This is a genomic window from Syntrophales bacterium (assembly GCA_030655775.1).
GTDB lineage: Bacteria > Desulfobacterota > Syntrophia > Syntrophales > JADFWA01 > JAUSPI01.
The window spans coordinates 1-5,940 of the sequence record JAUSPI010000160.1 but is presented as its reverse complement, the minus strand read 5'-3'; the positions used below and the strand labels follow the sequence as shown (position 1 = coordinate 5,940).

The window sequence follows — 5,940 nt, the reverse complement described above, 5'->3', positions numbered from 1 at the left end:
GAATAAGGTCCCAAGGGTTTGGCTGTTCGCCAATTAAAGCGGTACGTGAGCTGGGTTCAGAACGTCGTGAGACAGTTCGGTCCCTATCTGTTGTGGGCGTAGGATATTTGAGAGGAGCTGTCCCTAGTACGAGAGGACCGGGATGGACGAACCTATAGTGTACCAGTTGTCACGCCAGTGGCATAGCTGGGTAGCTACGTTCGGAAGGGATAACCGCTGAAAGCATCTAAGCGGGAAGCCCACCTCAAGATAAGATATCCCTTTCGATGGAGACATCGAAACTGAAGACCCCTTGGAGACTACAAGGTTGATAGGTCAGGTGTGTAAGCACAGTAATGTGTTGAGCTTACTGATACTAATCGGTCGTGAGGCTTGACCATAAAATTGAATTTTCATATGTTCGTCGTTTTTGTTAACATTCATATATGCAATTGTAATGATACAGGTCAGAGAGTTTTTCGGTGGCTATGGCGGAGAGGAAACACCCGTTCCCATCCCGAACACGGAAGTTAAGTTCTCCAGCGCCGATGGTACTGCATGGGCGACTGTGTGGGAGAGTAGGACGCTGCCGAAATTAAAATTGCCCCTTCATATATATGTGGAGGGGCTTTTTTGTTTTACAGGAAGCATTTGACTGTGTTATATCGTAACCATCCAGTTATGGGTAGTTACAAGGCACAAAGTAACAAAGGCACAAAGAAAGAAAATTAAAAATTATTTTACTTTTAAAGTTTTCATTTTGATATTTGATATGAATTGGGAGTCAGATTATTATGTCAGGTCATTCTAAATGGAATACTATAAAGAGAAAAAAAGGTGCCGCAGATGCAAAACGAGGGAAGATATTCTCAAAGCTTATAAAAGAGGTAACCCTTGCGGCAAGACTTGGAGGTGGTGATCCAGAAGGAAATGCAAGGCTCAGACAAGCTATCATGATGGCAAAGGCAGAAAACATGCCGAAGGAAAATATCGAGAGGGCAATTAAGAAGGGTGCAGGCGAAATTGGGGGTACTGCATCATACGAGGAAATCATTTATGAAGGGTATGGCCCTGGCGGGGTAGCCGTCTTGATCGAAGTTATGACTGATAATAAAAAAAGAGCCGTATCAGAGATAAGGCATGTATTTTCAAAATATGGTGGAAATCTTGGAGAAAACGGGTGTGTGTCGTGGATATTTGAAAAAAAAGGAAATATCATATTTGACAAAAAGGAGACAAACGAAGATGCTTTAATGGAACTTGTCCTGGAGGCTGGCGGTGATGACATATTAGAGCAAGAAAATGAATATGAAGTTATCACCGATCCGGATTCGTTTGAGAGTGTTAAAGAGGCTATTGATAATGCAGGGTTTAAGTATGTTCTGGCACAACTGAGCATGGTTTCTAAGAATACAGTGAAGTTAGATGGCAAACAGGCTGAACAGATGCTGAGGCTTATGGAGAAGATGGAAGACTGTGATGATGTTCAGAATGTTTATGCCAATTTTGATATTCCCGATGAAATAATGGATAAGTTGGATCAACAAAATTAGAGTTTTGGATGATTATGTAAGGCTCTCAAAATTTCACGTCAAGGGCCAAAAAGTGGGAGATGTTTAGAGGAATTGAGAATTTTAGGGGTTGATCCGGGCATCAATATCACAGGGTACGGTGTTATTGAAAAAGAACGGGACAGGATTGCAGGTATTGTTTATGGTGAAATAAAGCGGGTAAAAGGTGAGCTCTTGTCGAGGTGTTTGGCAAGAATATATGATAATTTGATGGAGGTTATAAAGAGCTCGACACCTGATGCAATAGCCATGGAAGATGTCTTCTATGGTAAGAATGTTAAAAGTCTTATAAAGCAGGCACAGGTCAGGGGAGTAGTAATGCTGGCAAGTTTTCATAGTAGTGTCCCGATTTATGAGTATACTCCTCTTGAAGTGAAAAAAGCAGTTGTTGGTTATGGCCGGGCGGAAAAAAAACAGGTTCAACAGATGGTCAAAGCCATATTGAATCTTTCAGAATTGCCACCGGTGGATGCCTCAGATGCTTTAGCTATTGCAATCTGTCATTCAAATTTTTTAAAGGCGGTGTCCACCTGAATGATTGCCAGAATAAACGGAATATTATTATATAAATCAACTGACTATGCTATAGCTGATGTTAATGGGGTGGGGTATCGTGTCTTTGTCCCGTTAAGTACTTTCTACGAGCTTCCAGATACCGGTCAGCCTGTCACATTAAATATCTATACACATTTCAAAGCGGATTCAATCGGCCTCTTCGGTTTTAATACCAGAGAGGAGATGGATATCTTTAAACTGTTGATTCTGGTGACCGGTATAGGGCCTAAACTCGCAGTGAATATCCTTTCAGGTATTTCTGTGGCAGAATTGGCAAAGGCCGTTTCTGGCGGGGATCTTGCAAGGCTGATGAGAATTCCGGGTGTTGGGAAAAAAATGGCTGAAAGAATGATACTTGAGCTTAAGGATAAGGTCTTAAGGCTCGCACCAGAAGGAGCGGTACCTACTGCCGGTGATGAGAGATTGTCCGAAGAAGTGATTGAAGAGGATGCCCTGTCAGCGCTGGTAAACCTTGGGTACAAAAGAAATACCGCTAAAAACGTTCTGGATAAGGTGATACATGAGTCTTCGGAAGAATTGACGTTCGAAGTCCTCTTAAAGGAAGCGCTGAAAAATTTATCCTATCGACCAGTCACGGAGAGATAGCGATAAAATAACTTACCCCTGTAGAACAGAGATTGCGCGTTATGGAACATTCTGTGGTGAGCCCGGCAAAATTTGAGAATGAAAATGGGTATGAACGGTCACTGCGTCCAAAAACTCTTGTTGAGTTTGTGGGACAGAAAAAAATAAAGGAAAACCTTTCCATATTCATTGAGGCTGCCAGAAGGAGAGGTGAAGCTCTCGATCATGTACTGCTCTATGGTCCTCCCGGACTGGGGAAGACCACATTAGCTTATATCGTGGCCGAAGAGATGGGAGTCGATATTAAAGTTACCTCAGGTCCCGTTATAGAACGCCCGGGAGACTTGGCCGCAATCCTTACAAATCTTCACGAACATGATACTCTGTTTATCGACGAGATTCATAGGCTTTCCCATGTTGTAGAGGAAATTCTATACCCTGCGATGGAGGATTACCATATCGATATTCTAATCGGCCAGGGACCTTCCGCACGTTCAATGAAGCTGGAGATTCCTAAGTTTACCCTGATGGGTGCAACGACCAGAGCAGGGCTTCTTACATCGCCACTTCGTGATCGCTTCGGTATGAGTTTCCGACTTGAATTTTATACCCCTGCAGAACTTTCAATCATTGTTAAAAGATCGGCTGATATATTGTCTGTGAGACTTGATGATGAAGGGGCTTATGAAATAGCCGGCCGGTCGCGAGGTACTCCCCGCATAGCGAACCGTCTTCTTAAAAGGGTACGGGATTTTGCTGAAGTCAGGGCGGATGGCTTAATTAACAAAAAGGTAGCCATTGATGCCTTGGAAATGCTCGCAGTTGATCATAGGGGGTTTGATCACATGGACCGTAAGATACTATTAACCTTGATTGATAAATTTAATGGTGGTCCGGCAGGAATTGATAATCTGTCATCTGCAATAGGTGAGGAAAGAGATACTATTGAGGACGTCTATGAGCCATACCTTATTCAGGAGGGATACCTTCACAGGACAACAAGAGGGCGGGTGGCTACGAAAATTGCGTATGAGCATTTTGGGAAAGAGTGGGGAGATAGAGACCAACAACAATTGTTCAAATAAATTTTCAGGTTTGAAGTTTAAGGTTTAAAGTTAGAAACCGTATAAACGTTTCTAAAGACTTGAGACTTTAGACTTGAAACTTTGAACTGGATTTTCGTATGAAAAATTTACTCCATATTTGCTGTGCCCCCTGTACGATATACCCGCTGAAGATATTAAGAGAAAGTGGTCATAATGTTTTGGGCTTCTTTTATAACCCTAACATTCATCCTTATCTTGAATATAAAAGACGGTTTGATACTCTTGAGGAGTATGCTGTCAGTGTAGGTTTAAGGATTGTTTCGCATGAAGAGTATCCGATGGAAGAGTTTTTGAGAAGTGTAGTTTTTAGAGAAGATAACAGGTGTAGGTATTGTTATTATTCGCGCTTGGAAAATACCGTACTTATTGCCAAAAGGGAGAAAATGGAAGGTTTCACAACAACGCTCCTCTACAGCAAATTTCAAGATCACGAGATGATCAAAGATATCGGGGAGAGTCTGTCGAAGAAACATGGAATCGAGTTCTTCTATCAGGATTTTCGTAAAGGATGGAAGGAGGGGATTAGGATATCCAAAGATTTGGGTATGTACAGACAACAGTATTGTGGATGTATCTACAGCGAAAAAGAAAGATTCAATAATAAGTAAAAATCGTAGTATCCTCTGATTCCTCATCAAAGTGTGTCTTTTACGACACACATAACGAGAGTTAAACACTTTCATTCTTTTCCAACAATTAATGGCCTGTAGGAAAATATATTGAATTTCAGTAAGTTATAGCCGTTATATTATTTGGATGTGATTATAACTGTAGCTGGTATGATTGTTGCTCTATTTTAAAGAGGGGGAAAACGTTAAAAATACAATTTTCCCCAAGTTTTCTAATCTAAAAGCAAAGAGAGCTTTGCATAATACCAATATTGTCATTGCGAGCGAAGCGAAGCAATCTCGTAATATGTTGATAATTCATAAGATTGCCGCGTCGCTAAAGCTCCTCGTAATGACCAGAATTGCAGTTTTGCAAAGCTCTCTAAAATGTATTTGCAGGGAGTGTTATGCGTTTGCAGAGAACGGTAAAGAGCGAAATAGGATGTAAAAGCGTGGGTTTGCACTCAGGTAGAAAAGTTAACATGACAATAAAACCTGCCGGGGTTGATGAAGGGATAATCTTTGTTCGTAAGGACTTATCGGAAAATAATATAATCAAGGCCGAGTTGAAAAACGTGTGTGATACAACACTGGCAACTACTTTGGGAGTAAATGGGACAATGGTTTCAACGGTTGAACATTTGCTTTCTGCTTTTAATGGGATGGGTGTGGATAATGCCGTTGTTGAGATAGATTCACCTGAAATTCCGATTATGGATGGAAGTGCCCTACCTTTTGTTGACTTGTTAAAGAGTGTCGGAACAGTCGCTCAGGGAAAATGTAAGAAATTACTGGTCGTAAAGGAGATAATCTCTGTAAAGGATGGAGAGTGCTGGGCAGTGCTTATGCCATCACCGGAATTTAAAATTACTTACGAAATTGAATTTGAACATCCGTTGATCGGTGAACAATTGTATCATATGGTTTTTTCTGATATTGAATATGAAAAAAATATTTGTGCAGCACGAACCTTCGGATTTTTAAAAGATGTTGAGTACCTTCAAGCAAAGGGATTAGCTCTCGGAGGTTCTTTGAATAATGCGGTTGTCCTGGATGATGAAAAAATTATCAATAAAGAAGGACTCAGATTTTCTGATGAATTTGTAAAGCATAAGATCCTCGATGCCATTGGGGATCTATCTCTTTTGGGTATGCCGATTATAGGTCATTTTGTAGCTTATAAATCGGGACACAGATTGAATAATTTGCTCCTTACAGAACTCTTAGCGAATGAAGAAAGCTGGAAGATAGTAAATTATTTGGATGAGGATGAAGAAAGAGATGAAACAATTAATGCCCCCACTTTTAGTGTTCTGGATGCAATTCCCTTCCAAAGTAGTTCTCAGTAAGTTTAAAAATACTGCCAGAGAATTTTACTCAGATTGCTTTTTCCAAGGGTCTACGACAAATTTATGGGTAAACTTGACAAATCTTTTTATTTACCCTATAATCTGATTGCTTAGTGAGTATTCAGACTATAGGGAGGTGCTTATGAATAAAAGACTTAACGAGCTTGAATCGAAAAGAAGATCTCTG

6 protein-coding genes and 2 rRNA genes are annotated in these 5,940 nt (G+C 40.7%); all 8 read left to right on the top strand.

What is annotated here, in order from left to right; all coding sequences use genetic code 11:
• Positions 1-380, top strand: a 23S ribosomal RNA gene (locus tag Q7J27_08765); the annotation flags it as partial.
• Between the two features lie 77 nt (positions 381-457).
• A 5S ribosomal RNA gene (rrf, locus tag Q7J27_08760) occupies positions 458-574 on the top strand.
• A 199-nt stretch (positions 575-773) separates the two neighbouring features.
• A complete protein-coding gene (locus tag Q7J27_08755) occupies positions 774-1,532 on the top strand; it encodes a YebC/PmpR family DNA-binding transcriptional regulator (GenBank protein MDO9529237.1) in 759 nt (252 codons plus the stop codon).
• A gap of 72 nt (positions 1,533-1,604) precedes the next feature.
• Entirely contained in the window at positions 1,605-2,084 is a 480-nt protein-coding gene (gene ruvC / locus Q7J27_08750; GenBank protein ID MDO9529236.1) for a crossover junction endodeoxyribonuclease RuvC, read from the top strand.
• Entirely contained in the window at positions 2,085-2,711 is a 627-nt protein-coding gene (gene ruvA / locus Q7J27_08745; GenBank protein MDO9529235.1) for a Holliday junction branch migration protein RuvA, read from the top strand. It abuts the gene before it with no gap.
• A gap of 41 nt (positions 2,712-2,752) precedes the next feature.
• Positions 2,753-3,775, top strand: coding sequence for a Holliday junction branch migration DNA helicase RuvB (ruvB, locus tag Q7J27_08740; protein ID MDO9529234.1), 1,023 nt, complete (start codon positions 2,753-2,755; stop codon positions 3,773-3,775).
• Positions 3,776-3,873: 98 nt separating this feature from the next.
• Complete coding sequence (locus Q7J27_08735; GenBank protein MDO9529233.1) at positions 3,874-4,404, top strand: epoxyqueuosine reductase QueH; 531 nt, start codon at positions 3,874-3,876, stop codon at positions 4,402-4,404.
• A gap of 407 nt (positions 4,405-4,811) precedes the next feature.
• A complete protein-coding gene (gene lpxC / locus Q7J27_08730) occupies positions 4,812-5,753 on the top strand; it encodes a UDP-3-O-acyl-N-acetylglucosamine deacetylase (GenBank protein ID MDO9529232.1) in 942 nt (313 codons plus the stop codon).
• Positions 5,754-5,940 lie beyond the last annotated feature (187 nt).

Bases quoted from the DNA above. Each gene is read 5' to 3' on its own strand.
- ruvA (MDO9529235.1), top strand. From the start codon at position 2,085: ATGATTGCCAGAATAAACGGAATATTATTATATAAATCAACTGACTAT.
- ruvB (MDO9529234.1), top strand. From the start codon at position 2,753: ATGGAACATTCTGTGGTGAGCCCGGCAAAATTTGAGAATGAAAATGGG.
- Q7J27_08755 (MDO9529237.1), top strand. From the start codon at position 774: ATGTCAGGTCATTCTAAATGGAATACTATAAAGAGAAAAAAAGGTGCC.
- lpxC (MDO9529232.1), top strand. From the start codon at position 4,812: ATGCGTTTGCAGAGAACGGTAAAGAGCGAAATAGGATGTAAAAGCGTG.
- Q7J27_08735 (MDO9529233.1), top strand. From the start codon at position 3,874: ATGAAAAATTTACTCCATATTTGCTGTGCCCCCTGTACGATATACCCG.